This is a genomic window from Bacillus sp. SH7-1 (assembly GCF_008042405.1).
Taxonomy (GTDB): Bacteria; Bacillota; Bacilli; order Bacillales; family Bacillaceae_G; genus Bacillus_A; species Bacillus_A thuringiensis_N.
Genome location: NZ_QNUD01000035.1, coordinates 115,248 through 141,719, shown reverse-complemented (window position 1 = coordinate 141,719; position 26,472 = coordinate 115,248). Strand labels below are relative to the sequence as shown.

Genomic DNA, 26,472 nt, shown 5'->3' with positions numbered 1-26,472 from the left:
TTTTTCTTGTTTTATATTATATTGATATACTTTAAACGTCCTTATATTTTAACTTTCATTCATAATCTTCATCTTTTACAGGAAAATAAAAAACAGCTCTATTTAAAAACGTTGCATATTGCTCACGTGTTACAACTGTATTCGGTTCAAATTTCCCATTTCCTGTTCCTACTATGACATGATTAGACTGCAGTGCACTAATCGCATTTTTTGCCCAATGATTATTTGGTACATCTTTAAATGTATGGTTCTTCTTCACCTCAAATGTAAATGCGTTTGTAAGAATTTGCGCCATTTCTGCGCGTGTTACTGGTGCAGTTGGCCTAAAGTTTCCTTTTTCATCGCCTTTAAAAATACCATGCTCTGTTAATACTAAAATTTCATCTAAAAACATTGTTGCCCTCTCAGAAATATCTTTGTATGGATTTTTTAAAGGTCCTTCCTTTTTCAAATTCAATGTACGATACAGTACTGCCGCTACTTGTTCTCTTGTTACATTATCACCTACACCAAACTTACCATTTCCATAGCCTAACATTACTTTATTGTATACTACGTCCATTATATCGTCATATGCCCAGTAGTTTACTGGAACGTCATCAAACACAATCATTTCTGGATATTCTTCTGCTTTTACGTTTGGAACATTCGTACTTACAAACAAGCCGCCCATAATAGTTACCGTTGCCATTATACGTAACATGTTCTTCTTCATTGCCCTCTCCCCTTTATCTCCATTTGAAAAAACGGAAAATAATAGACTGAAATCCTTTCCAATATTACATATGTTGCCTTTGCACCATTTATGCAATATATTACATTTAAAAAATCTATTATTGTGAAAATCACTACTAAAGGAGAGCCAATTCGCTCTCGATTTCAACTTTTATGCCGAATTGTACGCAAATCATTTCCCTTTCTTATGGTCATTTAAAGATGTTTCTATACATTAAATATTCTACTTTTTTTAAAAGAAATCCTTCACATTTTAAACGTTCATTTTCTAGACAAAAAATGCATTTATATCGACTTAACTACAACATACGACAATAATAACCTATCAACTAACAAAAGCTCATAATAAGCGGAAGATATCTCTTCTACACATTATGAGCTTTCTCTTTATCTATTCCATTTTCCCTGGAGAATTATCAATTGACCGTTGTAAAAACTTCGCAAATTGCCCACGTGTAACGAGCATTTCAGGCTGGAACTCGCCATCTCCCGTTCCTACCGCTACTTTATTAGACTGTAATGCGCTAATTGCATCTCTTGCCCAATAGTTTTCTCGTATATCTGTAAATGTATGCGGACTCTTCGCTTTCAACTCATATGCTTTCGTTAAAATTTGTGCTAGTTCTGCACGAGTCAGTGTATCTTTCGGACGGAAGTTTCCATTTTCGTCGCCTTTAAAAATACCGATATTTGTTAAATGTAAAATTTCGTAAGGAAACATTGTTGACTTCCCGCTAATATCCCCATATGGATTCCCATCAAATACACTTCTTTTTAAACCAAGTGCACGATGTAGCACTGCCGCTGCCTGTTCACGTGTTATATTATCTTCTGTCCCAAACTTACCATTTCCATAGCCATACATAATGCGATGATATACTAAATTTGTAATTTCATCATATGCCCAATGATCTGTTGTTACATCATCAAACTCTATCATAATATTAGGACTAGATTTTTGAGTAACATCTGTATTTGCAGACACACCATTTGCACTTACAAATATTCCCCCCATTAAAGTTAGTGATGTCGCGATCTTTACTAGCTTTTTCATCTCTCTCATCTACCTTTTCCTTTATTTTCCTACCCGTCTATTTTACATAAAATATGGAAAATATCAATAGAATACGATCAAATTATTCACAATTCCGAATACATTTTTTCTTCTACCACTATTTTTTCACCTTTCGTTTTTCGAAAAGTAAAAGCCATTCCTACAAATATAAGGATAATCCCTACTACTTGCATACTAGTCGGTCTAAATCCGGTAAAGACTGTGTCTAATAGTATCGCAACAGCAGGATCTAAAAATACTAATACAGAAATCATTCTAGTAGATAAATCTCTTAAACTATCAAAAAATAAGTAATATACAAATCCAGTATGTATAAGACCTGTCGCTGTGATCATCATCCAGTTCATCTCTGTTAACCCTTGAAACTTGCCAAAATCTACGAATGGTAGCAATAAAAATATACCTAAAAACGTTTGTAAAAATGTCATCGCATATGCACTCGTATGCCGAATTCCTTTTCCTAATAAAGTGGTAAAAGCATAAAATAGTGCTGCAAGAAGTGCCCATACCATGCCAGATGACATAAGTTTCTCAAGCGATACATTACCATCTACCCCAGCTACTAAAACTGTACCGATAAAACAAATGGCAATAGACAAAACAGCAAACATTGTAAGTCTCTCTTTAAATACGATACTACCAATCATTAATACAATAATTGGTGCAAGATGATAAACTGAAATCGCAATTGTAATCGACATAACTTCAAACGCTTTAAATAGAAATACCCAGTTGAAAACGAGAAATACACCGCATGCTAATATTTGTACAACTTCTTTCTTATTCCATTGCTCACTTTTATACTGCCCTGTTACGAACCAACATAATGCTAAAAATATAGTCGCACAAATGCAACGAACGAATACTAATTCAAAAGACGGTAAACCTGTTTGAACAGAAAAAAATCCAATTGATCCGAAAATAGACATTGAAAGGATCATTTTTATAGCCGGCATTGATTTTTTATTGAACACCCTTTCTCTCCTCCTAAAATCAATCTTTTACAAACGAAAAATCTCCAAAACATTACGTATTATTATATATTACAATCGGAAAATTGTAAAAAATTAGAATATAATAAGTGATAACCGTACAAAATTCCCATAAAAAAATCATCCTTTTTTACATGGGATGATTTTTTTATTTATTGAGAGGAATTTCTCCATATTAAAACTGCAATATACTACTACTTTTGAAGAGTAAATTGAGCAACTATTTGTTTTAATTCTCCTGCTACGTTGTGCAGATGTTCAATTGAAGCCGAAATCTCTTGAACAGATTTTTCTTGCTGTTGAATAGACTCTTTTACCCTATCAGTTCGATCAGATGATCTTTGAGAAATTTGCGCCATGTCTTCTGTAGAAGCAGAAATCTCCTCACTACTCGCTGCAATTTCATCTGTAGACATAGATACCGTTTGAATTTGCTCAGATACTTGCTGCACTTTTTCTGTAATTGTTCCAAATACTTTTTCTGTATGCATTACTACTTGAGTACCTGCCTGTACCTCATTATCTACTTTCCCCATCATATGTACCGTATGGTTCGTTGTTCCCATAACTTGAGTAATAAGCTTCTCAATTTGTTTTGCAGAATCACTAGATTGTTCTGCTAATTTTCGTACTTCATCTGCCACAATTGCAAATCCTCTACCACTTTCCCCAGCACGTGCAGCCTCAATTGCGGCGTTTAATGCTAATAAGTTAATCTGAGAGGTAATAACTTGCATAACATCAATGATTTTAACAATTTCTTCTGATTGTTCTTTCATAGTCTCTACTTGTTTCACACCGCTATGTACTGAATTTTGGATTGTATCCATCTGTTGAATCATTTGTTTCATTAATTTGTTACCACTCTCTGCATCTAATGCTGATTGAGCAGACAATTCATTTACAGAGGATGATGTATTCACTATGCTCTGCATTCCTTGTGTCAACTCTTCCATCGCACCCGCAGTCTGTTCCATTGCTTGCATTTGACTCTCTGCACCATTGGCAACTTCTTCAATATCCATAGTGATTTTCTTTGCTGCACCGCTAGATACCTCCGATGCAGATACTACTCCGTCTGCATGTTGGAATAAAAGCTGAATATTATTCTCTACTTCTTGCATATTTGTTCTTAGCCCTGCAATCATCTCGTTAAAATCACTTACTAGTATACCTAATTCATCTTTAGCATTATAATCGCCATGTACAGTTAAATCTCCCTCTTTCGCCCTTTCCATCATATGACTAACCGTTTGTAAAGGAGCAACTATAAGCTTGCTAATAATATAACTTACTATACATATAATGATTGTAGTAACTACTGCAAGAATAATAAAGGTAATAACGGACCGATCTATCATTTTTTGAGAATCTTTAAATACTTGATCAGCTAAGTTTGAAACATAAGTTTCTAAATCTACAGCATAACCAGCTAACTCTACTCCCTTCGGTTTTAAGTCCTTTTGAAATTCATTTACCATTTGAGATTCATTTGTTCCCTTCGCTTTGTCAAACAACTTCTTATATGTCTCCATATAACTCGGCAAAGATTTCTTCATCTTCTGAAACAGCTCATCCTCTTGCTTACTTAAATTAACGCCATCATCATATTCTTTTAATAAAGAATCATATTTTTTAAGATCTTTTTCAACATTACTAATAATTCCCTCTTTATTTGCCCCCTCATTTTGTGACGTTGTAATTAATTCTAGCAAGTTATATTCTAGTGAATTTTGTGTACGAAGCATTCCTTCTAATAAAACTGCAGAATTTTGATAATCATCTACTACAATTTCTGTATCGTGCTTGATCTTATTAATAGAATTAATTGCTACACAGCTCATAATTGCCATGCCTAAAACTGCTAATGAGATAAGTGACAATAATTTATATTTCACTTTTAAATTTTTTAAAAAATACATTTTTCCACCTTTATTCCTTTATATATAGATTTTTAGAATTTTATAGCTTATTATTTACAAAATCACAATAAAAAGCAATGATAAATATTCCCAATATCAAACTTATATCTCTATAAAAAAAGAAGTAGCATAATAGCTACTTCTTTTTGCTTTGTTTCTCATATTGTTCAAACGTATGAATTCTTTCGAAAATTGGTGGATGTGTGTATAAGAAAAACTTCACTAACGCAGGCGGATTTACTTGACTTAAGCTCGTTTTTGATAAATATTGAAAAGTTTTCACACCAGATTTCCCGTCCTTCGTCATATCTAAAGCGTATTGATCTGCCGCTCGTTCTTCTATACGAGAAACATAGTTTGTTGCTGGTTGTGATGCAAAAGAAAGAACAGAAGAAATTAAGAAAAATAAAGGTAAAATTGAGAAACATGCTACTTTTGAAATTTGCAGCGTATCTCCCCATTTTCGAATACACATATTTATAATACGACTAATGAGATACATACCTATAAACGATAGCAATACATAACTCGCAACGCCCCAATATATATGTTTCATAACATAATGCCCCATTTCATGGGCCATTATAAATAAAATCTCTTTATCTTTTAATTGCTTAAGCGTCGTATCCCACATTACAATACGCGAGTTAAGTCCTATTCCTGTTACATATGCATTTAACGCATTCGTTTTTTCCGACATATTTACTTCATATACGTGTTTAGCAGGAATATCGGCTTTGTCTGCCATCTCTAAAATTTTCGTTTCTAATTCTTTATTTTTCAGCGTCGAGAAGTCGTTATACAGTGGATCAATCACGACAGGCTGTATGAATGTTAAAAAGATTGTAAATGGAACAGAAAGCGCCCACCCTGCTAGCCACCATCTCTTTGGGAATTTGCGGATAAGCCATAACAGAACGGTAACTACGATTAACATAGTCGCATAACTCTCCCAAAAACCGATAACGTGATCTTTTATCCAGCTTTGTGTATTTTGCGTTGAAATACCGTAATCAACGGACACTTTTCGGCTAATCCATTGCATTGGCAGGGCAAGAACTGTTGTAAGTAATGATAAATAAAAGAAATAAATCGCAACTTGCAGGACACTTATTTTCGTCGTTTCCTTCGACCATTTCTCAAACTTCTTTGAAATACCGAGCACAAGCACAAATAATAAAATAATCCATTCAAGAGGCGTCGCTAAAAAATACAGTAAATTTTTCACGCGCGAATAATCTTGGCTTAGCGTAAGCTCTCTTGCATTCATAAACGTTTCTGGATCTGCACTCGTTCCTTTATACATGTCCGGAATAAGTTCATGATTCCATCCAAATAAATACCAATATATAAGCAATGCAAACCCAACGTACAAAAAAAGCGACCACCCAATAACCTTCCTCACGCTATTCCCTCCTCTATGCTGCCTGTCTATTATTATTGTAAGTTCGTACATGCTAAATTAGAACAAGCTTATTACGCAAATTGCTCGAGAGCCTTCTAGTTATAAAAAAACTCTTCTACATAAAGAAGAGTTTTACCTACCTTTAGACGCTTTCTTCGGTTCATACTCTGGGATAAGAAACGTACTTACAACCCAACATATTAAACCAACGCCTTTTATATAGCGTATATATTCATAGTCTTGAAAAAATAAAGTCGTTACAATAAGCGTAAAAAATCCAATTAAAACTAGTACGTATCCTATTTGCTTCTTAGATAACATAACGCGCCCCCTTAAGGAAGTACATCCACTAATAAACTAAAATCTTGTAAAGAAAAAGAACTATATTTCATAATACCTTGTACAGCTAAAAGTAAAATAAGACCGGTCACACACATATAATTAATACTTTCTTCACTCTTTTTTTCAGCAACTATTCCGCCGCTTATACATAATATCCCTAATAAATGGAGTGCTAAATACATAAAGAAATAAGCTTCCTCCCAGCGAAGAATAACATTGACTGTCGTTATCAGCACAATACTAAGCAAAATCAAATAAAAAAACTTATTTGATGATATTGTTTCATTCATATAATTTTATACATCCCTTTCAAATTTAGAATGAATGATGTTTCAAAGCTATAAAGTAAATGATTGTTTTCATACTATAAAACAAAAGGAAAGCCACTATTACTTTCTCGAATACTTTATGAACCCACATATGCTTCTCTTCATTTTTTCTGAAGATGCGCTTCATCATTTCTTCTACAATTAGACCAAATATTAGTAACCCCCCTAACACAATAAGAAGAGAAATAATATTTTCTTTTACATGAGTACTAGAAAATAAGTAATACTCTGGAAACACAATCGTATCTACTACGGGTTGCACCCAATGACAAACGCTTTTATCACACATATCTGTAATAGACGTAGAATCTATAATGTCTTTCAATATTTTTTCAATCGTCTTCTTCATCTCATTTACTTCCCACTACGTCTGAAAAGCTTTTTTCCTGCTCTACATATATAGCGGGCATTTCTTTACTCCAATATTTGCGGTTAACAAATAAGAAGATGAGTACTAAGTTTAATCCTGTTATAAAAATAATAAGTCCTGGGAAAAAGGTCGTATAATTTGAGAAATCTGCAAAACTCATTATTTCTTCTTTATTTATTAAATAAGAAGCGCCGATTACAAATGCATTGTTTAACATGTGAATAGCAATTGGCATAAGTAAACTATTCGTACGAATATATACGATTGATAGTACAACGCTAAATACTACTGCGCCTAGGAAATCAACATGTAACAACGCAAACAACATAGCTACTACAATGATCGCTATACTCGTTCCCCATTTTGCTGCAAAGCGTTGCAGTAAAAATCCCCGAAAAACAAATTCACCAATAATTGGTGCGATGAACACGACCATAATAATTTGATATACATATCCCCCTGTACTATCAATAATCGGTTCACGTAATGCGTTCATAATAAATTCCGGTGTAATCCATGCAAAACTATACATGTACAAAATAAGATATCCATAACTAAACACGGCTAACATAAGTGCAATGTATAAAACTTGCACCAGGTTAAATGTTTCATTTTTATTAATAAATAATGAAAAGGAAACACGGTGTTTTCTACACTCAAAAAAAATCCATGTAATCGGAAGGATATAGAATATAAGAATATTTATAAAAGAAGAATTTTGCATATGAAATGTATTTTCTATCAATTCATTACTGATTCTTGCAACTAACGTTAATAGTGCAAATACAATTAAAAAATATCTAGCTCGCATCGTTTGAAACGGATTCACACTCATCTCCTCCCCTATGTTACTTTTATCATATCATCTGATTCTTAATTTTTTGAGAAAGAAAACCTTAAAATTTCCTTAAAAATTCCATAAGTTACAGAAAGATGATATGATATTCGAGAAAATTAGGAGGGATTTTTTATGTATCAAGCAAATATTTTGCTCGTTGATGATGAAACAGCAATTTTACAATTACTTACTACCATTCTTGAAAAAGAAGGTTTTTCTCATATTACAACTGCAACATCGGCTGAAATAGCATTATCTCTCACTGAGCAAAATGATTACGATTTAATTATTTTAGATGTCATGCTTCCTGGACAATCTGGTTTTGATATTTGTCCAATCATTCGTCAAAAAACAGATTGCCCTATCTTCTTCCTCACAGCTAAAACATCTGATTTAGATAAAATATCTGGATTTTCACACGGTGCAGATGATTATATTACGAAGCCATTTAATCCACTTGAAGTAGTAGCTCGTATGAAAGCACAACTCCGAAGACAAATGAAACAAGCAGTACCACACGAACAAAAAGCACACTCCAGTTCATTTGGCAGATTTGCAATTGATCAACATTCCGCAGAACTTACAGTAAATGGACGTATTGTCGAATGTTCCGCCCAGCTATTTCAGCTACTACTCTTCTTTTGCGAGAATCCGAACTACGTATTTTCGAAAGAAGAAATATACGAAAAAGTTTGGGGAGCCCCTGCCTATAATGGCGATGATAATACCGTTATGGTTCACATTCGAAAACTACGTGAAAAAATTGAACAAGATCCAAGTAAACCAGAATATATAAAAACTGTTCGCGGACTTGGCTATAAGTTTATTACAAAGTAGGGTGACGATATGAACTTTAATAAAAAACTTATTATCCAATTTATCCTGCAACACGTATTCGTTTTAGTTACATTACTGATTGCTGTAGTAGCTGCTTTCACTTATTTAATTTTTCTTGTTACTAGTACTTCATACGAACCGAACATTCCAGATTCTGATAATTTTATGATTGCAAGATATATCTCTTCAGAAGATGGCGATATTTCGTTAAAAGCTGAAGTAAAAGACTTAATTAAAGAGAAAAATGATTGGATTCAAGTTGTAGAGGAAAACGGAAAAGTTCTCTATCACTTTAATACACCTAGTGACGTACCAACATCTTATACGAAAGCATCTTTATTCTCGTATATACAGAATCACATAGAAAGCCCTTATACATTTACATATTGGGAAATTGAATTAGAAGAAAAGAATGTACTTGTTATTTACGGCGGTATGTTAAAAAGCAATGCATTACTGAAAACAATACAGAAAACGCACCCTTCTGTATCTACGGATTCGTTCACATTAACAGAAGAAGAACAGCATTTACTTTCTAAAGAAAAAGCAACACTTCAAATCTTTAATAGCGTTGGCGAAGAAGTATTCTCCTATCCAAACGGAAAGAAAAAAACATTTTCTGTTATACAAGCCGCTCTTAGTGAAAAAGAACCGTGGAATCATAAAGAAAACACGTCTAGCTTTTATGACACAAATAGCAATCATCTCCTTGTTGTAACTGCCAAAAATGAGCACTACTACCCAGATGATGAAATAGAAGATATATTTACTAAGAAGTTTCTCATCGGATGTGGATTAATCCTTCTTATCGTATTTGTTTATTTAGTCATTCTTTCTATTTGGTACGGTAATAAATTCGGAAAACCGTTATTACATGCGATGCGCTGGCTTAAAAATATCGCTGGCGGAAAGTATGAAGAACCTATTAGTAAAAAAGGAAAACCTATCAGGTTCAGGCGATCTGGTAAAGAAAAATGGTCATTCCGTTTATTTAGAGATGTGACAAATTCACTAGAGCACCTTTCTATTACACTCAAAAAAAATGATGCGATGAGGCAAGTACTCCAGCAAACACGGGAAGAATGGATTACTGGTCTAACGCACGATTTAAAAACGCCACTTAGTTCTATATATGGCTACGCATTATTACTAGAATCACAGCAGTATAACTGGACCGATCGTGACATTCAACAATTCGGTAGTGTTATGAAAGAGAAATCTCAATATATGACTACATTAATTGATGATTTAAGCTTAACGTATCAATTAAAAAACAACAGTCTTCCTGCGCAGCATGTAAACATTGAAATGAATCAATTCGTCCAAAAAGTATTATTACAATTCATTAATAATCCGACACTTCAAAATCAAAATATTGAATTCGTACCAAGCTCAAATAAAATTCAATATTTCATTGAAGAAAAATGGTTCCAGCGTATTATCGAAAACTTACTCGTAAACGCGGTAAAACATAATAATGAAACGACTAATGTCATCGTAAAACTTTCGCAAAACGCTACTTCATTTACACTATCTATTTCAGATAATGGAAAAGGAATGGATGATAAAACGAAAGAACTTCTATTTGAGCGATATTACAGAGGAACAAATACAGAAGAAAGCAACATCGGAACGGGACTTGGCCTCGCTATTACAAAGCAGCTCGTTCATGCTCATAACGGAACGATTTCTATCGATAGCGAACTTGGAAAAGGAACAACAATTATACTTGTATTTCCGTTTCGTTCGTAGAAAAGGCGCTATGTGGCGTCTTTTCTTTTTCTATTCTGGGAGAGTTCAGCGGTATATGAAATTATATCGGCTTAACTCACAATATATCAGCGATTTTCTAAATATATCGACTTACCGACACCTACTGCTATACAAAGTAAAAATAACCTTCCATAACTCACTATGAAAGGTCATCTCCATATTTCAGCTATTTCCCTACTAACACAAACACATTTTCATCAGGTGCTTCCATTACCGCAACATGTCCTGATTCTGTTGGAAATGGTTCGCGAATCCATTTTACATCTTTATTATCTTTTAAACTATCATACGTTTGTTGCACATCTTCTACTAATACTTCGACTTCTATAAAATTAATATCCGGATGATTGCTTATTACTAACTCCGAACTTTTCTCATCTGGAAACTTCAATCCTATTAACGTCCAAATAACCCCTTCTTCTAGTTCTCTCTCTATAATCCAGTTTTGCTCCATTCCCATTTCTTTATAAAAAGAAACGGATCTTTCTATATCCTTCGTATGTATAGATACACATTCTAATTTTTTGAACATCTTCCCATTTCCCCCTTTATAAAAAAGCGAACCATTTCTCAATGACTCACTCTCACTCTATTATTTTTTCTTCACCGGTATCCAAAGTTCTACTTGAGCGAACTCACTTTTATCTTCGTGGCAACGCTCATCGTATAATTCAAACTCTGTAACGCCGCAATGTTCATAGCCTGAATGCGGGAACCATTCTGAGAATACTGCATTCCACGTTTGGTGAATAGACGATACCATTTCTTCATGAGGAACTTTCGGCGTTGTAAACACAGCATATGTCGCTGGTGGGAAAGTACGCTTTGCAATTTCATTTGGTACATTTTCAAAGTCTGTAACTTCCATTCCAATAATGTACGTGAAGTCCCCTGTTTCTAAATTAAAATCAGTACATAATCCAAGCTCTACCCATTGGCTCGTATCTTTACGATTCGGAATTGTCGTTCCAAGATCTTTTTGTAAATATTCTTGCCAAAATGCTGGAATGTCTTGATGGTTCTTCCCTTCTTTACTCGTCGTCTTCAGTTCATAACCCGCCACTAAAAATTCTGGTTTATTTACAGTACGATATTCCATTTGTATGCCCCCTAAATACGGATTTAATTTTCTTTGCTTTACATTCACGCTGTAATACATCGGCGTTTCTATTTCTTGTTTTCGATATTCACTCGGTGTCATTTGAAATAATTTTTTAAAGGCTCTCGTGAACGTTTCATGAGATTGAAAGCCATGCTCAAACGCGATATCAATAACTTTTTCATCCGTATGAGAAAGTTGATAAGCTGCCCGGGCTAACCTCCTCTTTCGAACATACTCCATTACTGTATCGCCTACTAACGCCTGAAATACACGATGAAAATGCGACTCAGAAAAACCTGCAATCCGCGCTAAATTACGCAGCGTCTGTTTTTCCATTACATCTTCCTCAATATAATCAATGGATCTTTGAATTTGTGTTTCATAGCTTTCCATCTCTGTTCACCCGCCTTATATGTATTATGATAAAAGAGAATCTTATCCAATTCTTGACGTTTTTTACTATAATTCCAAAAACAAATGTAACTTTTTTATATGTATTTCGTTGTTATGTATGAAGGGAGGGAAATGTAGTGAAACGCAAACAATCATTAGAAGAGATTTACTCCGAACATATGCAAGATTTATTTCGCTATCTTCTCTCCCTAACCGGAGATTCCCACTACGCGGAAGATCTCATGCAAGAAACATTTTATCGAATGCTCGTCCATATTGACTATTATAAAGGAGAAGAAATTAGGCCGTGGTTATTTACAATTGCCTACAACGCCTTTATCGATTGGTATCGAAAAGAAAAAAGATATAAAACAACGACAGTTGAAGAATTCCATTTACCAAACGTACCAAGTACAGAGCACGCTTATTTCGTAAAACATGAGATTGCTAGTTGGTTAAACAGCTTATCTTCTCTTCCCCTTGAAAGACGAAATGTCCTGCTACTACGAGATTACTACGGATTCTCGTATAAGGAAATAGCAGAAATGACTGGTCTCTCACTAGCGAAAGTGAAAATTGAATTACACAGGGGACGAAAAGAAACGAAAAGCATAAAGGAGTGATCAGGATGGGTTGTACAGAGTTTAAAAAACTGTGGGAGAAATACGAAAATGGAACGCTCACGCAGGATGAACAAGAGCAGTTAGAAAGTCATATTGAGACATGTGAAGAGTGTGAAGTGTACTTAGATGAATTGCTTACGAAGAGTGAACCAATAAAGAAAAGACTACCACCACAAAACCTTAAAGTCCCATTTTGGAAAATTAAATGGAAACAACGTTGGCAAACTGTTAGTTTTGTTCTTGCTGTTTGTATAGCAATCTATTTTGTTGGTCATTTTTCATCTTCTCTTTACTTCTATAATATGAAAAAGTTAGTCGAAGTAGATGAGATTCCAGCACTCGCACTAGAAGCAACAATTCCAAATAGTCGTTCCGCTGGAGGCAGTATAAAGATTAAACCCTTTTTCCGTACAGAAAATGAAATGAATTTTTTTAAAACGGTTGGCAAAAAAGAACTTCCAATTGGCACAGTAACAACGCGTAGTTTCTTATCATCTGTAACTGACACAAATCAATCTTGGGCAAATAAACTCTATTCAAAAAAACTTTCCTTTGTTCACCCAAAAATTAAGCAAGATGAGCATTTGAAAGAAATATCTAAAAAAGTTTGGGATACACTTGGAAAGATACATGAGGGCACCGTTGCAGAAGTAGCGTTATCTTTTGACAAACCTTACACTTTACAAGAAGTAGAATCAATTCTATATAGCGCATTTGAAGCACAAGAAATGCCGCCAACTCCTATATGGTACGCTTTAGACACAGGGCAAGAAAGAATAGATGAAGAAGATTTCATCCTACATGGCCGAGAGATTATTGGATTTCCAGAACATATAAATCTCCCCGATAATGAAGCAAAACGACCAAAGACAAAAGAAGATGAAGTAATCGAAATGATGCGTATTCTTTCTACACATAAAGAAACTGTAAGTAAAACTACTCAGACTTCTGAAAAAGAGCTGAACTTAGATAAGCGTTATGATTATGTAAAAGATAACGGTGTAAAAGTATACGGGATCGTCATTACCGGGCCTTCGAAAGAGTTATTAAAATTACAAAACTCACCTCACGTTCGTTATGCGACTCTTGGAGATATTGAGGTTTGGAATTGGTTTGATCAGTGATGTGAAAAAGAAGAGCATCTAGGAGTGATGCTCTACTTTTTTATTCCCTCTCCACAAACTTCCAAACTAAAAATGCTGCACATAGATAGGAAACCCCAATAACTAAAAAGCTATAGCTTGCCCCTCTGTACCAATTGGATGATTCATTTAAAATGATTCCCATAATTGCTATACCGACTAATGCACCAATTTGACGATTTACATTTAAAGTTGCTCCAGCCATATTCCCATTTTCACGACCGGCAGATTTCATTACAATTGTAGTCATGGCAGGTACTGCTATACCGATTCCAAGATTAACAACACTATAAATGATTGCAATTCCTATATAACTCACATTATTTACTAGAAGCATTAATAATAAAGACCCTATACTAGCGATAAATAACGCTATGAATAATAACGATTTTGAGCTAAACTTACTCACCATTTTTGCAAATAATATATTCCCAATAACAAATACGCTCATCATCGGCAATAGTTGTAATCCTGCTACAAATGGGCTTGCTCCATATGCTTTTTGTAAAAAGAGTCCAAACATAAATATGCCGCCAAATAACGCAAAGTTTATTAGAAATCCAACTATATTCGCCGAGATAAATGTTTCGTTTTGGAACAACACTCTTGGTACAACTGAGTTTTTTGATTTTTGTTCTGCATAAACAAAGAGAATCATAGTTAATACCGTCCCCACTACTCCTCCTAAAATTTGAGGCGAAGACCATCCGTAACTTGGCCCTTCAATTAAAGTAAACGCCAACAATGTTATTGCAATTATACCGATTAAATGATTCGCTACATTTATTCTCTCCTTTTTCGGTAAAACATTTGGAATAATTACAAAAGCCATTAATATACCAATCATCCCGATTGGAAGATTTATAATAAAAATGCTTCGCCAGCCAAATGTATTTACTAAAAGACCACCAATAAAAGGACCCGTACCAGAAGCAATGGAGACAATTGCGGACCATATCCCAAACATTTTAGCTCTCTTCTTTTCATCCGGAAACGATAATACTAATAAATTAAGTGAACTTGGCATAAATAAAGCCGCTCCAACACCTTGAATTATCCGCCCTATAACAAGAGTGTTCCCCGTTGTAGCAATCGCACATAAAAGAGATGCAAACACAAAAATAATTAAACCAATCGTATATATTTTTTTGGCTCCAAATCGATTAGCTAATGCCCCTCCAGCCAATAATAGTGCCGCAAAAGATAAAATATATCCGTCAACAATCCATGTCGAACTATATAATGTCAGACCTAATGTCTCTTGAATATTCACCACTGCAACATTTACTATAGTTACATCTAACGTTGCCATAATAAATCCCATTGCCAAGGCAATTAAAATGATGATACCTGATTTTTCTTTTGTTTGAACATCCAAATCCCTACTAGCTACCCCACTCACTTGCTTACTCCCCTTTCAAAAATTAGTAATTTACCTATATATTCCTTTAGGACTATAATAAATAAAGTACTTTATTTATAAAAGTACTGATTTTTTATATAGTACCTATACTTTTATATAGTAAGGAGCGTTTATGTGGAAAATATAAATGAAGAAATTTTATTAAAATGTCCCATTGAAAAAACAATGTCTGTAATAGGTGGCAAGTGGACTTTCTTAATTTTAAGAGATTTGTTTTATAGTCCTAAACGTTTTGCTGAGCTTGAAAGATGCCTAAACGGTATTAGCCCACGCACTCTATCTCTTCGCTTAAAAGAACTTGAACAAGAAAATATTATAAAGAGAACAATCTACTCAACTATGCCACCTCACGTGGAATATTCACTAACAAAAAAAGGCGAAACACTCCGTCCTATTTTTGACGCGATGAAGGATTGGGGAAACGAGTGGAAAATATTAGATGAATAGAAAGAAGGTATCATCTTATGTGATGATACCTTCTTTCTGTTCATCCGAAACCACCTTCACATACATCCCTCTCACCGCTTTTTCATAAGCTCTATCACTCATCCGTCTTATGTTTTCTGACACAACAGACGATGGAACGACTTCCCCTTCACGAAGTAATGGCGGATCAATAAGGCGTACTTTATTGTTCTGATATAAATCATAATCATTTCTATCTTCTTTTACTTTTACATTCGGATGAACTTTGCTTAATAGAGCATGCACTTCCGGATCATCACATTGCTGCAATTTCGAAATAAGCGAATCATCTTCAAGAAGAAAATCATCTGCATGAATAACCTCTTTATGCAGAGCTAACTTTAGCGTCTTAGTTAACATATCATTTCCATAACTATTCATTGGTTGCATAAAGAAATCGATGACTTCTTTGTAATACGTTTCTGTAAACCACTCTGCCATTTCGATGTTTTGAAGGACCATTTTTCCGTTTACTTCAATTACATCCTCTAAAAAACTGTGAGCTTCTTCTAAAGAAATATACCCATATGTATACATATCTCGTAACGTATAATCCACTCGATCTGCGCATAATTCGGGCGCTGACCTTTCCAGTAACGTCCACTTCGAATCATCTAACAAAATAGCTTCATAGTTATAACCATACTTCGCAAGAATCGCTGGAATGTCTGAGTTTTTCACAACAGAACTAAATATCTCTTCATGATAACTTTCATTTCTATTATCAAAAACGTAATCAATCACATGAGAAAAAGCAGTATGCGATACATCGTGCAGTAAACCTGCAATTTGTTCTTCTACTGAACCACCAAGTTTCTTAATTAACAACATAACGCCAACAGAATGATCAAAGCGCGTTACATTCCAGTTGTCATTTATTAAGTAGCTTGCGCCAGCTTGATGAATGCCTTTCAACCTTTGCACAGACTTACTTACAATTAATTCTTCTACTACTTGATCCACTTCAAATTCTCCGTATAGTACATCTGATATGATCACTTATAATCCCCCTTTATTTCAGCCGCGTCTTATAATCGTACCTCTTTTATGAAATCGACACCAATACTAATTATAAATCTAAATATATCGATATTAGATCACAAATGTTGTATATTATACATGTCTGTTATTTGTTTTAATTCATTTATTTTTATTGAGTGCTCCTTATCTGGAGCCTTTTTTTATTTGTAAAAATAGAGAGCCATTAGCTCTCTATTACATACACTTATTCAAACGTAACCTCTACCTGTACAATCTCCGACCTACTTCCAAGTCTAAGCGGTGGTCCCCAAAATCCGAAACCAGAAGAAACAATTGCGTGGAATGCACCTTTTTGTGCGTATCCCCAGTCTAGTTCGTACATTCTTCTCGTTACAATATGATTTGGCGCCATTTGTCCGCGGTGCGTGTGACCGGATAATAGTAAATCTACGCCAGCATCCGCTGCTTGTTTTAACTCAAATGGTTGGTGATCCATTGCGATAACTGGCATCGATTTATCCACTGCACTCATAAGTTTTTCAAAGCTTTGGCGATCTCGCTCTGTTTTATCTCTTCTTCCAACGAGATAGAAGTCATCTTCAATGGTGATCACTTCATCTAACAAAATACGAATATCGATCTTATCCATCTCTTGTAAAAATTCTGGAACTGCTCGCCCGTAATATTCGTGGTTTCCTAACACACCATATACGCCTAGTGGAGCTGTCATTTGTTTCATAATATGTCCCATATTTTTTTGAATGAACACACCTGGATGATCATCTATAATATCACCAGGCAGTAAAATAATATCAGGCTCCATTTCATTTACATGACGAACAAGCCTTTTCAAATGCGAAACGCCAGATAATTTACCAAAATGCATATCAGAAGCCATCGCAATGCGTAAGCTTTTACGTCCCTCCACTTTTTTCGGAATGTGCACCTCATACTTTCTTACTACCGGGCTATATGCATTAAATACTCCATACGCAAAGATAAAAATAAATGCAGCTAACACAGCCGCCCCTGTCCAAATAATTGCCGATTCTTTCTCCACTGAAAACTGTAAAAGAAAGACTGTAATATTAGCTAACGGCAATAACATAAGCGCGTATTGTATAACCGCGAACCAAATTGAACCTATCGTTCGTAGGAACGGCAAAAACTTAAACACTTGCACGAGAATGTACGCATATGAAATGAAGCCAACTATGAAAGCGTAATATCCCCAAGACTCCCAGCCAAATACCGTGCTAAGCCAAACCCATCCGTTCCAGCCAATGTAAAACATAAGTAGTGTGTATATAATTAATATAGTAAATATATTGAGATAACGAAGATTTTTCACAGCGAGCCTCCTTATTCATTTCTTCTATTATAACTTGTTATGCACTTATAACGTAAATATTAAGCACAGCGACAATTCTCTTGAGAAGGATTCATAAAATTTCATTATTCAAAACTCACCTATGCAATTCTGCATAACCATCTATTCTGTTTTATTTTTATGTTACGATATAAATGAAATACGACATATATCGACAAAAATAAAAGGAAGTGATTGCATGAAACGTTCTAAAACATATTTAAAATGTTTAGCATTATCCGCTGTTTTTGCTAGTAGCGCTTTAGCACTTTCAACACCTGCTGCTTACGCTCAAACGACGTCACAAGTTGTAACAGATATTGGGCAAAATGCAAAAACACATACGAGCTATAATACATTTAATAATGATCAAACTGACAATATGACAATGTCTTTAAAGGTAACTTTTATCGATGATCCAAGCGCTGATAAACAGATTGCCGTTATTAATACAACTGGTAGTTTCCTAAAAGCAAATCCTACTATAAGTAGTGCGCCTATTGATAACTACCCAATCCCTGGCGCTAGTGCAACATTACGCTATCCTTCACAATATGATATTGCATTTAACCTTCAAGATAACAGCGCCCGTTTCTTTAACGTAGCACCTACAAACGCTGTAGAAGAAACGACTGTAACCTCTAGCGTATCTTATCAACTTGGCGGTTCTGTTAAAGCTTCTGCAACGCCAAATGGACCTAGCGCTGAAGCGGGTGCAACTGGCCAAGTAACTTGGTCTGACTCTGTAAGCTATAAACAAACTAGTTATAAAACAAATTTAATTGACCAAACAAATAAAAACGTAAAATGGAACGTATTCTTTAACGGATATAACAATCAAAACTGGGGGATTTACACACGTGATTCCTACCATTCTTTATACGGAAACCAACTGTTCATGTACTCTCGCACATACTTATATGAATCTGATGCAAAAGGTAATTTAATACCGATGGATCAACTTCCAGCATTAACAAATAGCGGTTTCTCTCCTGGTATGATCGCTGTTGTGATCTCTGAAAAAAATACAGACCAATCTAACCTACAAGTCGCTTATACAAAACACGCCGACGACTACCAACTTCGTCCAGGCTTCACATTTGGAACTGCAAATTGGGTTGGAAACAACGTAAAAGACGTTGATCAAAAAACATTTAATAAATCATTCACATTAGATTGGAAGAATAAGAAATTAGTTGAGAAAAAATAAAGAAAACCGAACCGCCATTTAGATGGTGGTTCGGTTTTTTATTGAAATAAAAAATCTTTCAGTTCTTTCGGTAACATAAACAGACCTTTTTTCATTTCATGGATAGGCTCATGTTCCTTTCTACTTAAAGCTAATGTCGGCACTTTACTTCAACTTATCCGCCTTCGCAATAAATTGTGCTGCTTCCGCACGGCTTACCGCTTTATCTGGAGCCCAACCATTATCTGTTCCAATTGAAATCTTTTCTTGGATTAAAATATTGGCATACTTCGCACCCCAATGATTGTTTAAGTCAGCAAATTCTTTCGGTAGTTTTATATTTTCATTTCTTTCTAATTTATATGCATTTACTAGCATAGAAGCCATTGATGCGCGGTTAATTAACCCGCTCGGATTAAAGTTACCCCTCTCATCACCTTTTACAATACCTGCTTTTTCAACAGCAGCAATGTATGGAGTTGCCCAGTGATTTTGTGCATCAGGGAATGATGGCTTTGCATCTTTCTTAATTTCTAACCGTAAAACAGTTGCTAATATTTTTGCAGCTGAACTACGATCGATATTTTCAGCCGGGGCAAATGTACCGTCTGGCTTACCGTGTACTGCCTCTTTATCTACTAAATATTGAACTGACTCTTGTGCCCAAGTTGGTACGTCAGAGAATTTAGGTTTCTGTTCAATTGCACTCGCATCAATTTCAAACTGTACTTGATATTTATGATCATATTTAATTGCTGGAATTAATATATGCATTTGCATATTATATTTTTTCGAAAACTCATCAATTTCAAATTGAATAACTTTCGTGCCATTATTTGCTTTATCTTCGGAGATCACTTTTACATCATGGAATGTCCCTAATTTTTTTGGGTCTTCTACTCTAAGATACTGGAAATAGCTACTATCTTGAACTGTTAACATAACGATTTTTTTATCACCTTGAATCGTTACTTTTGCATTTTTTAAATATGTAGAAGCAACAGATGTTTCATTCGTTTGATCTTTATAAGTCTTTAAAATAACGTCATACGTGCCATCTGCTAGTTTACTATTTGCTTTCATTTCAACCGCTGCGTCAGCTTTCGCGATTGGTGCCATAATATTGCTAAATGGAACTGCTAAAGTTGCCGCTATAACGAATGCATTAATATATTTTTTCTTAATCATTATCAATATGACATCTCCCTTTATATGAATATATCCAACATAACCATCATATTGATAATGATTATCAATATCAAATAAAAATAATAATATTATTTCCTACATAAGTACGCTTTCCGCTCATTTTTAAAAAGTAAATAATGCGCCGTATGAACTTTACGTTCTAAATAATCGATAGAATATGAGCTTGATGGATCAACTAAATCACCTATCGCTCCTGAAAGGTGATCAATGACTTGCTGCAAAATCTCTAAGTTTTTCTTCTCACTTTCAGTATTCATTTCATCCATAATGTCACAAATAAGATATTGTACTCGCTGCAAGCGTAATTCCTTCTGCTCCACCTATATCTCCTCCTTATTAGTCATATTACGGTTTAAATATATGGCACCATAGCTTAACCAATGCTAAAAAATACAAAGACAACCATCTTCATACAGATGGTTGCCCCTATTTTTAAACTTGCATCGCTTTTTCTCTCAAAGCTCTTCTCAGCAACTTGCCTGTCGTATTCTTCGGCAATTCTGTTAAAAACTCAATACTCATTGGCACTTTATATTTCGCTAAATGTAACGTGCAGTAATGCATAAGTTCCTCTTCTGTTACGTTCGTTTGTTTCAAAACGACGTAAGCTCGCACTGCTTCTCCTAAGTTTTCATCAGGAACACCGATTACGACAACTTCTGCTACGGATTCATGTGTATACAATACTTCCTCTACTTCACGAGGATATACGTTATAACCACCAACTAAGACGATATCCTTTTTACGATCAACGATATAGAAGTAACCTTCTTCATCCATTTTCGCTAAGTCTCCTGTATACAACCAGCCGTCCTTTAATGTCGCTGCTGTATCTTCTGGCGCGTTATAATATCCTTTCATAACGTTAGGTCCGCGAACAATTAATTCCCCGACTGCGCCGACTGGTACTTCTTCCCCAAGTTCATTTACAATTTTATTTTCTACATGCCAAATATTTGTGCCAATTGATCCTGGCTTACGTGGGCGATCTAAAGGATTGAAACAAGTAACTGGTGATGCTTCTGATAAACCATATCCTTCTGAAACGATAACGTCAAAACGTTTTTCAAAGTTTTGTAGAAGAGCAACAGGCATTGAAGCACCACCTGAAATACAGAGACGAAGCGTCTTCACATCTTCTGCGCTTGCTTCTTCGAATAAATATAAATAATTGTACATTGTCGGTACACCAGCAAAAATCGTCGGTTCGTACGTACGACAAATACGAAATACTTCTTTCGGACTAAATTTCGGTAACATTAAAATAGTCGCCCCGTTCACAATCGGTGCATTTACCGCCACCGTTAAACAAAATACATGGAACATCGGCAATGCCGCAACGACGCGGTCATCAGCAGTATATTGTAAATACGACGCCACATCGCTCGCATTACTATATAAATTTTTATGTGTTAACATAGCGCCTTTTGGTTTTCCAGTTGTGCCTGAAGTGTATAGAATAACCGCTACATCTTCTTCATCTAGTTCAGGACCTTCGTAAGTTGTATCTCCGGTTCCTACAAAACTAGTAAACGTTTTCATTTTTTCAGTTTCTGTATGGTTAAAATCTGATGAGGTTTCGCATATGATGATGTTTTCAAGTGAAGGAAGTCTAGTTGTAAGAGATTGTATAACAGGTAGTAGGACGTCGAGTACGATGATTGTTTTTACATCTCCATTTTGTAAAATGTAATGCATTTCGTCTGCTGTATAAATTGGATTAACTGGAATAACAGTTGCTCCCGCTTTCATTGTTCCGTATAAACCGACCAAAAAATGTGGTGAATTTCCAACAACTAATGCGACATTGTCCCCTTTTCCAATGCCCATTTCTGCTAAATTGCCAGAAAACCTTGTGACCATTTTGTTTAATTGGTCATATGAGACCGACTGATCCATAAATATATAAGCCGGTTTATCCCCCTTCTTTTTCGCCGTTTCAGCCAAAGATTGAACGAGATTCACACAAACCCCACCTTTATAAAATTTAGAATATTTAAAAATTCTAAATTAATTATATTAAAAGAAAATTAAAGTGGCAAGTGTTATTCCATTAACTGCATATAAACAGATCACCTCCTCTTCATTTACTTTGGAAGGATAAGGGAATTTTATTTGCAAGTAATTTATGAAACTAGACCAAAAATCATTCTAGGATAATATGCACTCATCTTTTCTCTAATTTTAGTAAGTTCCTCTTTATTTAACGTCGTATGCTCTCCAAACAAGTTAATCGCGTCCGCTCCATCTTCATGAAAATACACCGTAACATATAATGTCGGTAACCCTGTATTGTCTTCATCTATTGAAAAAACGACATCTGGTGTCTTATTAACAGTGCTGAATGTTTCATTTCTTTTCCACTTCTTATTTTGAAACATTTCTTGTATTTCCTGTATCTTTCGTCTGTTATCTGTATGCGTAAAATATATAACATTATCTTTCGCTGGCTTTCCAATCGATAAAAGTATGCTACTTGAGGACGTTTCATCGTTACAAGCTGTCATTCCGATGATTAAGCCGAGCAATAATACAACGCACATTACTCTTTTCATCTCGATCCGCCTCCTTTTGAATATATATATTCCTTTATAAGAGGCAGATGTCCTGTGATTTTATGCTATATGAAATTATATCAGCGATTTTTCGAATATATCGACCGCAAAAGAAAGAGGCTGCCAGCTATGACAGCCTCCCTTATTATTTTTAGAAGAACAAATGTAAGAAATCTTCTGTTGTAATATTACCGAAGTAGCGTGCGATATCTACGCCTTCTAAAGCTGTAGTGAATGCATCTTTATCAAATTGTACGCCTGTTAGACGCTCTTCAATGTCATGCACATCTAGTGAACCGAAGAAGTCTCCGTAAATTTTACATTCTGTTACTGTTCCTTTTTTCACTTCAAGACGAACGTCAACTTGTCCAACTGGGAAGCGGTGTGAATGTTGTAAGTTGAACTTCGGAGATTTTCCGTAGTTCCAGTCCCAATTGCGGTAGCGCTCTTCAGAAAGTTTATGGATTGCTTTCCAATCCTCTTCTGTTAATTCGTACGTTGGGATTTCTGTTTCTCCTTCGAAAATTGTTTCTAGAAGGAGTTGTCTAAACTCTTCTGTCGTCATTTTTTCGCTTAAGAACTCTGTAATATTCGCAACGCGGCTACGGATTGATTTAATACCTTTTGATTGAATTTTATCCATTTTTACTTTTAACGCTGATACGACGTGATCGATTTCAGAGTCAAATAGTAACGTACCGTGACTGAACATACGACCTTTCGTTGAGAACTGCGCGTTACCTGAAATTTTTCTGCCTTCAGCTAAAATGTCGTTACGACCACTTAGTTCTGCATTTACACCTAATTTACCAAGTGCTTTCGTTACAGGCTCTGTGAATTTTTTGAAGTTGCTGAAACTATCTCCATCATCTTTCGTAATAAAGCTGAAGTTTAAGTTTCCTAAATCGTGATATACTGCGCCTCCGCCTGATAGACGACGAACGACATGAATACCTTTTTCTTTTACGTAATCCACATTAATTTCTTCTACTGTGTTTTGGTTTTTACCAATGATAATCGAAGGCTCGTTAATGTAGAACAGTAAATAAGTTTCGTTAATATCTAAGTTCTTCACACAGTATTCTTCAATTGCTAAGTTTATTCTAGGATCTGTAATTCCTTTATTATCAATAAATAACATCGTATCACCTCATGAGTTCCATACGTAGCCACTATGCGCTAGCGTAATATGGCCACTAAAAATTTGTTTTGCTTCTGTTATTAAATCAGATGGGTTGCCTGTATGCGGTAAGTGCGTTAATAAAAGTTCTTTTACATTTGCATCTTTTGCAATACTTGCTACTTCTGTACTATTCATATGTCCTGCTTTTGCAACCTCTTGATGTGCATACATATTACACTCACAAATGAAAAGATCAGCATCTTTCGTGAATGGAATAAACTCAGGAATATAACTGGAATCAGCGCTGTATACTACGATATCACTACCCGCTGTAATACGCATCGCAAAGCATGTAACAGGATGAACAGTTTTTAAGAACGAAATCGAGAATGGTCCAACTTGAAGTGTTTCTTCTGGATTGTACGCAATTCCTTTCGTATGCGGTTCATGCGTTAAAGAATGGAAGCCATTCTCATCAAACGTATGACCGTATATTGGTAGTTCTGGTAGTTGTCCCTTTGTCGCGCTCGTAATTAATCTCGCATATTGCAATACCCCAATGTCTGCAACATGATCGTGATGATAGTGCGACAATACAACTGCATCTATATCAGATGGTGTTATATATTTTTGAAGCTGTGCTAGTACACCACTGCCACAGTCTACAAGTAAACGAAAACCATCGTGTTCAAACAAATACCCCGACGTTGCTTCTCCCGCTTCTGGAAAGCCGCCCCAAAAGCCGACAACAGTCATTTTCATATGTATCCATCCTTTCTAAAACCGAGTAAGAATGCATGTTTTACTTACATCCTACATTGTTAACTATAATCCATTTCCTAAACTTTTTCATTAATTTTCAATTTTGTTATAAAACAGTTGTTGACTTTTGTTTTTTGTACTAATACAATAATAGTAAGAAATGGAAATGGAGGGATTGACATGATCGATCAACCAATGGAGTTCTTCAGAAATTTACCGACGAAAACTTGTGCGCACTGCGGGAAAGAAATTGATGAGCAGCACGAAGCATACCATAACAAATGTGATGACTGCGTTCACGAAGAATAGTAGTTTGTGAACAGAAAAAAACCTAGCAGACATAGTCTACTAGGCTAATAACATCGTATCCTTCATCGTTGAACCTTTCACCAAGAGCTCCAGTTCAAACTCATACAATTCTTTTTTTCGATAATTTTTCGTATGGATTTTATCCATCATCAGGTCGACAACTTTTCGGGCCATCTCATCGATTGGCTGTTCAATTGTCGTAATACCTGGCTCTGTAATCTGTGATAAAATTTGATTATCAAAACCGATAACAGCGAGATCATCTGGAATGCTCCAGTCATGGCGTTTCGCCTCTGAGATAATTCCTGCTGCTACCTCATCGCCTCCTGCCAAAATCGCGGTAGGATTTTTTTTGTCCTTTAATACTTCATGGAATATTCGTTTTCCATCTTCCCAGGAGAAAGCGTTTTCAAGAAAATCAATCGCTTCTACTTGGCGGCTCTTCTCCGTTATGGCACGTAAAAAGCCCATTTTTCGCTGTTGGCTAACAACTTTGGTTTCGTTACCACGACAAAAAATAAGATTACGATATCCTTGTTCTAACACATGCTTAGCAGCTATGTATGCTCCTTGCGCATGATCAAACTTCACTGTTGGAACGTTTGCTTCCTCAATATATTCATTACATAACACGATTGGACCGTGCTGTAAGTATGGCTCTACATCTTCCCACGGATTTTCTAGTGAACATAGAATAATCCCATCTACTTGTTTCGTAGATAATAATTGTAAATACTCCATCTCTTTTTCCGGTAAATATCTTGTTTGACAAATAATCAGTTTATATTTATGTTCAGAAGCAGCAATCTCGATTGCTTCAATAAATCTACTGAAGAAAGGATTTGTAATCCTTGGAACTAGCACCGCAATTGTTTCCGTTTTTTGTTTACGAAGCCTTCTCGCCGCAGAATTAGGAACGAAGCCTAAATGCTTCATTGCTAATTGAACCCTTTTTTTCTTCTCATCTGAAACATATGGATGATTATTAATCACCCTAGAAACCGTTGTCCTTGATAACCCCGCTAATTTCGCCACGTCCTCTATAGTCGACACGAAATTCTCCCCCTTTGCATGAAAACGTTTTCTTAAATTGATTATATAGTATATTATTGGAAACTGCAATATGGGTTCTTATGATTTTACTATATTAATATTATACATAGGAAAAAGTATGTTAATGGGAGGGGAATTTATATTGCTTTTAGAAGT

The 26,472-nt window shown here is 35.3% G+C and carries 28 protein-coding genes and 1 pseudogene; 7 read left to right on the top strand and 22 right to left on the bottom strand.

Annotated features, from left to right (window positions below; all coding sequences use genetic code 11):
• Window positions 1–55: 55 nt before the first annotated feature.
• From DN390_RS24420 to DN390_RS24380, 10 genes and pseudogenes are all read right to left on the bottom strand, one after another.
• Window positions 56–715 carry an S-layer homology domain-containing protein gene (locus DN390_RS24420; RefSeq protein WP_098608704.1) on the bottom strand — a complete coding sequence of 220 codons (660 nt, stop codon included), beginning with the start codon at window positions 713–715 and terminating at the stop codon, window positions 56–58.
• 411 nt (window positions 716–1,126) lie between these two features.
• Window positions 1,127–1,798, bottom strand: a complete 672-nt coding sequence (locus DN390_RS24415; protein ID WP_060629904.1) for an S-layer homology domain-containing protein — start codon at window positions 1,796–1,798, stop codon at window positions 1,127–1,129.
• A 77-nt stretch (window positions 1,799–1,875) separates the two neighbouring features.
• Window positions 1,876–2,784: a DMT family transporter gene (locus DN390_RS24410; protein WP_147808719.1), complete on the bottom strand. Its 909-nt coding sequence runs from the start codon at window positions 2,782–2,784 to the stop codon at window positions 1,876–1,878.
• 212 nt (window positions 2,785–2,996) lie between these two features.
• A complete protein-coding gene (locus DN390_RS31805) occupies window positions 2,997–3,788 on the bottom strand; it encodes a methyl-accepting chemotaxis protein (RefSeq protein WP_420480579.1) in 792 nt (263 codons plus the stop codon).
• A 156-nt stretch (window positions 3,789–3,944) separates the two neighbouring features.
• Window positions 3,945–4,724: pseudogene (locus DN390_RS31800) on the bottom strand (MCP four helix bundle domain-containing protein); the annotation flags it as partial.
• Between the two features lie 136 nt (window positions 4,725–4,860).
• Window positions 4,861–6,129, bottom strand: a complete 1,269-nt coding sequence (locus DN390_RS24400; protein ID WP_147808717.1) for a M48 family metallopeptidase — start codon at window positions 6,127–6,129, stop codon at window positions 4,861–4,863.
• Window positions 6,130–6,261: 132 nt separating this feature from the next.
• Window positions 6,262–6,450, bottom strand: a complete 189-nt coding sequence (locus DN390_RS24395) for a hypothetical protein (protein ID WP_074615152.1) — start codon at window positions 6,448–6,450, stop codon at window positions 6,262–6,264.
• An 11-nt stretch (window positions 6,451–6,461) separates the two neighbouring features.
• Entirely contained in the window at window positions 6,462–6,761 is a 300-nt protein-coding gene (locus tag DN390_RS24390; protein ID WP_002096806.1) for a hypothetical protein, read from the bottom strand.
• Window positions 6,762–6,786: 25 nt separating this feature from the next.
• Window positions 6,787–7,149, bottom strand: a complete 363-nt coding sequence (locus tag DN390_RS24385) for a hypothetical protein (protein ID WP_060629898.1) — start codon at window positions 7,147–7,149, stop codon at window positions 6,787–6,789.
• Between the two features lies 1 nt (window position 7,150).
• A complete protein-coding gene (locus DN390_RS24380) occupies window positions 7,151–7,999 on the bottom strand; it encodes a CPBP family intramembrane glutamic endopeptidase (RefSeq protein WP_060629897.1) in 849 nt (282 codons plus the stop codon).
• Between the two features lie 141 nt (window positions 8,000–8,140).
• On the opposite strand from DN390_RS24380, the gene DN390_RS24375 reads away from it, so the two are divergent.
• Together DN390_RS24375 and DN390_RS24370 are read left to right on the top strand one after the other, a co-directional pair.
• Window positions 8,141–8,845 (top strand): response regulator transcription factor, encoded by a 705-nt coding sequence (locus DN390_RS24375; protein ID WP_147808716.1) that lies wholly within the window; start codon window positions 8,141–8,143, stop codon window positions 8,843–8,845.
• A 9-nt stretch (window positions 8,846–8,854) separates the two neighbouring features.
• On the top strand, window positions 8,855–10,597 hold the full coding sequence (locus DN390_RS24370; protein WP_147808715.1) for a sensor histidine kinase: 1,743 nt from the start codon (window positions 8,855–8,857) through the stop codon (window positions 10,595–10,597).
• A gap of 187 nt (window positions 10,598–10,784) precedes the next feature.
• Here DN390_RS24370 and DN390_RS24365 read toward each other — a convergent pair whose 3' ends face one another.
• Both DN390_RS24365 and DN390_RS24360 read right to left on the bottom strand, forming a co-directional pair.
• Entirely contained in the window at window positions 10,785–11,150 is a 366-nt protein-coding gene (locus DN390_RS24365) for a VOC family protein (RefSeq protein WP_001993408.1), read from the bottom strand.
• Window positions 11,151–11,210: 60 nt separating this feature from the next.
• Entirely contained in the window at window positions 11,211–12,113 is a 903-nt protein-coding gene (locus DN390_RS24360; protein ID WP_147808714.1) for an AraC family transcriptional regulator, read from the bottom strand.
• Between the two features lie 137 nt (window positions 12,114–12,250).
• Here DN390_RS24360 and DN390_RS24355 point away from each other — a divergent pair, with 137 nt between their 5' ends.
• Window positions 12,251–12,736: an RNA polymerase sigma factor gene (locus DN390_RS24355; protein WP_064448998.1), complete on the top strand. Its 486-nt coding sequence runs from the start codon at window positions 12,251–12,253 to the stop codon at window positions 12,734–12,736.
• A 5-nt stretch (window positions 12,737–12,741) separates the two neighbouring features.
• Entirely contained in the window at window positions 12,742–13,860 is a 1,119-nt protein-coding gene (locus DN390_RS24350; protein ID WP_147808713.1) for an anti-sigma factor, read from the top strand.
• 40 nt (window positions 13,861–13,900) lie between these two features.
• On the opposite strand, the gene DN390_RS24345 is transcribed toward DN390_RS24350, so the two are convergent.
• Entirely contained in the window at window positions 13,901–15,280 is a 1,380-nt protein-coding gene (locus tag DN390_RS24345; RefSeq protein WP_147808712.1) for an MFS transporter, read from the bottom strand.
• A gap of 135 nt (window positions 15,281–15,415) precedes the next feature.
• Here DN390_RS24345 and DN390_RS24340 point away from each other — a divergent pair, with 135 nt between their 5' ends.
• Window positions 15,416–15,748 carry a winged helix-turn-helix transcriptional regulator gene (locus DN390_RS24340; RefSeq protein ID WP_000427871.1) on the top strand — a complete coding sequence of 111 codons (333 nt, stop codon included), beginning with the start codon at window positions 15,416–15,418 and terminating at the stop codon, window positions 15,746–15,748.
• 15 nt (window positions 15,749–15,763) lie between these two features.
• On the opposite strand, the gene DN390_RS24335 is transcribed toward DN390_RS24340, so the two are convergent.
• Together DN390_RS24335 and DN390_RS24330 are read right to left on the bottom strand one after the other, a co-directional pair.
• Window positions 15,764–16,765, bottom strand: coding sequence for an HD domain-containing protein (locus DN390_RS24335; protein WP_147808711.1), 1,002 nt, complete (start codon window positions 16,763–16,765; stop codon window positions 15,764–15,766).
• A 226-nt stretch (window positions 16,766–16,991) separates the two neighbouring features.
• The gene (locus tag DN390_RS24330) at window positions 16,992–18,098 is read right to left on the bottom strand and encodes a metallophosphoesterase (RefSeq protein ID WP_147808710.1); all 1,107 of its coding nucleotides are present in this window, start codon (window positions 18,096–18,098) and stop codon (window positions 16,992–16,994) included.
• Window positions 18,099–18,315: 217 nt separating this feature from the next.
• Here DN390_RS24330 and cytK2 point away from each other — a divergent pair, with 217 nt between their 5' ends.
• Window positions 18,316–19,326 carry a beta-channel forming cytolysin CytK2 gene (gene cytK2, locus DN390_RS24325; RefSeq protein ID WP_000830613.1) on the top strand — a complete coding sequence of 337 codons (1,011 nt, stop codon included), beginning with the start codon at window positions 18,316–18,318 and terminating at the stop codon, window positions 19,324–19,326.
• Between the two features lie 144 nt (window positions 19,327–19,470).
• Here the strand turns inward: cytK2 and DN390_RS24320 are convergent, their stop codons facing one another.
• The 6 genes from DN390_RS24320 to DN390_RS24295 form a co-directional block, all read right to left on the bottom strand.
• A complete protein-coding gene (locus tag DN390_RS24320; RefSeq protein ID WP_147808720.1) occupies window positions 19,471–20,493 on the bottom strand; it encodes an S-layer homology domain-containing protein in 1,023 nt (340 codons plus the stop codon).
• A gap of 89 nt (window positions 20,494–20,582) precedes the next feature.
• Complete coding sequence (locus DN390_RS24315) at window positions 20,583–20,834, bottom strand: hypothetical protein (protein WP_060629879.1); 252 nt, start codon at window positions 20,832–20,834, stop codon at window positions 20,583–20,585.
• A 112-nt stretch (window positions 20,835–20,946) separates the two neighbouring features.
• A complete protein-coding gene (locus DN390_RS24310; protein WP_147808709.1) occupies window positions 20,947–22,479 on the bottom strand; it encodes a fatty acid--CoA ligase family protein in 1,533 nt (510 codons plus the stop codon).
• A 161-nt stretch (window positions 22,480–22,640) separates the two neighbouring features.
• Window positions 22,641–23,069: a hypothetical protein gene (locus DN390_RS24305; RefSeq protein ID WP_147808708.1), complete on the bottom strand. Its 429-nt coding sequence runs from the start codon at window positions 23,067–23,069 to the stop codon at window positions 22,641–22,643.
• 151 nt (window positions 23,070–23,220) lie between these two features.
• Window positions 23,221–24,210 (bottom strand): lipoate--protein ligase, encoded by a 990-nt coding sequence (locus DN390_RS24300; RefSeq protein ID WP_147808707.1) that lies wholly within the window; start codon window positions 24,208–24,210, stop codon window positions 23,221–23,223.
• 9 nt (window positions 24,211–24,219) lie between these two features.
• Window positions 24,220–24,954, bottom strand: coding sequence for an MBL fold metallo-hydrolase (locus tag DN390_RS24295; RefSeq protein ID WP_147808706.1), 735 nt, complete (start codon window positions 24,952–24,954; stop codon window positions 24,220–24,222).
• Between the two features lie 180 nt (window positions 24,955–25,134).
• On the opposite strand from DN390_RS24295, the gene yhfH reads away from it, so the two are divergent.
• Window positions 25,135–25,263 carry a protein YhfH gene (gene yhfH / locus DN390_RS24290; protein ID WP_000567010.1) on the top strand — a complete coding sequence of 43 codons (129 nt, stop codon included), beginning with the start codon at window positions 25,135–25,137 and terminating at the stop codon, window positions 25,261–25,263.
• Window positions 25,264–25,302: 39 nt separating this feature from the next.
• Here yhfH and DN390_RS24285 read toward each other — a convergent pair whose 3' ends face one another.
• Entirely contained in the window at window positions 25,303–26,316 is a 1,014-nt protein-coding gene (locus DN390_RS24285; protein WP_000103726.1) for a LacI family DNA-binding transcriptional regulator, read from the bottom strand.
• Between the last annotated feature and the right edge of the window lie 156 nt (window positions 26,317–26,472).